1 protein-coding gene and 1 pseudogene are annotated in these 1,764 nt (G+C 56.8%); one reads left to right on the plus strand and one right to left on the minus strand.

Annotated elements, in window-relative coordinates; translation table 11 throughout:
• Positions 1 to 127 (minus strand): annotated as a pseudogene (locus ACWTU8_RS31590) (sugar ABC transporter ATP-binding protein); the annotation flags it as partial.
• A 160-nt stretch (positions 128 to 287) separates the two neighbouring features.
• On the opposite strand from ACWTU8_RS31590, the gene ACWTU8_RS31595 reads away from it, so the two are divergent.
• A complete protein-coding gene (locus ACWTU8_RS31595) occupies positions 288 to 1,580 on the plus strand; it encodes an ABC transporter substrate-binding protein (RefSeq protein ID WP_455851222.1) in 1,293 nt (430 codons plus the stop codon).
• Positions 1,581 to 1,764: the final 184 nt, after the last annotated feature.

Raw genomic sequence — 1,764 nt, forward strand, 5'->3', positions numbered from 1 at the left:
ATTTGCCACACCCCGATGGGCCGACCAGGATGACGAATTCGCCATCGGCGATGTCGACATTCACGCCATGAATGACCTGAGCGCTTCCATAGCGCTTGATGATGTTCCTGACGGCGACCTGTGCCAACTCACATCTCCCTTGTTTTGTTAGGACAAACCAATCTGCTATCACACAGTCAGGATGATGGCAATTATTAGGTTATTGCATTCTTGCAAGAAATCAATTAGCGTCCTCTTGAGGCGATAGGAGCGGGTTCAGTGTGGGTCCGCAAACAGGAGGAAACAAGATGACAATAATGGGCTATCAACTGGGTCGACGCGGCTTCTTGACTGGCATGTTGGGGGCGTCGTCGCTGCTGCTCGGATCGCTGCCCGCCAAGGCCCAGGAGAATACGCTGCGGGTCTTCGGCTATGGTGTCCGCGCCAATTTTGGGGAGCTGTTCAGTGCCTTCGAGAATGTGTCGGGCGCAAAGGTTTCCTTCGAAGGTGTGCCGTTTGCCGATTATCAGAACACGATAGTCCAGCGTTTCCGGACGGGGAATTCCGGAATCGATGTCTTCCTTGTTGACCCGACTTACGTCCCGACGTTCTCCAAACTGGGCATTTTGGCAGATTTGACCAGCACCTTCGGAGAACGAAGTAAAGGTATACTGTTTCCCAGCGATGTGCAGGGGGCCACCTACAATGGGCAGATGCTGTCGTTGCCGATGTGGGAGTCAACGCAGCTGCTGTTCTACAACAAAGGGCTTCTGGCCAAGGCCGGTCTAGAAGCGCCGAGTGTCGCGCCCGACGCACGCATGACCTGGGACGAGGTCATCAAGCTTGCCAAGAAGGTGCAGGCGGCAGGAGCCGATATTGGTTTCGGCTTCGAGCAAGTCGATCGCTACTACCAGTTGCAGCCGCTTCCAGAATCGCTTGACGGTGGGCCGGGTGTCAAGGGTGATGACCTGCTGACGGTCGACGTGGCCAACGATGCTTGGCTGCACGCTGGAAAATGGTATGGAAGCATCTTCGCCGATGGCCCGGCCTCGCGTGGACCGACAAACGGTCAGGAGATGATAGACCTGTTCCAAGCCGGTCGGATCGCATTTCTAGTTGGCGGTCCCTGGCTGTTTAACAATTTCAACTCGGTCGATGGCCTTGACTACGCTGTAGCGCCTCATCCGTATTTTGCCGGCGGCAAGGCGGTGACGCCTTCTGAATCATGGCATCTCGGAGTGGCGTCGGACGCCACGAACGCCCAGCTGGCCATGGAATTCTTGAACTACGTGGGGCTGGAGAAAGACGGGGCGCTAGTTTCCGCCAAGAGCACTAGTCGTCTATCGGCGAACATCGACGCCGCGGCCGAAGTGCTAAGCCGCATTCCCGAGCAAAATCCCAATCTCGTGGGCGTCGATACTTTGATCCAATACGAGCTCGCAAACACTGCAATTCGGCGACCGCGTACACTGGGATATCTGCAGTTGGAGGAGTTGGTCACGCGTGCGTGGAGCGATATCCGCAACGGAAGTGACGCTGCCCAGAGGTTCCCGCAGCTCCAAAGTGAACTTGAGCGCAGTTTCAAGCGCATCGAGCGCTAAGACCGATGGCCATAGTAGCGGCTTATGAGAAGCGGATTGTGAGGGCTGCTTCCACGCTTCGTGGACCTTTGAGATGGAGAGCGGCCATAGCGCCGCTCCTCTTCCTGGCGCCGGCTCTGGTTGCCCTCATAGGGTTTCGGTTGTTGCCGGCAGGTTGGCTCGTTCAGGAGAGCCTGTCCGGGCC

The organism is Mesorhizobium sp. BHbdii (genome assembly GCF_053848045.1).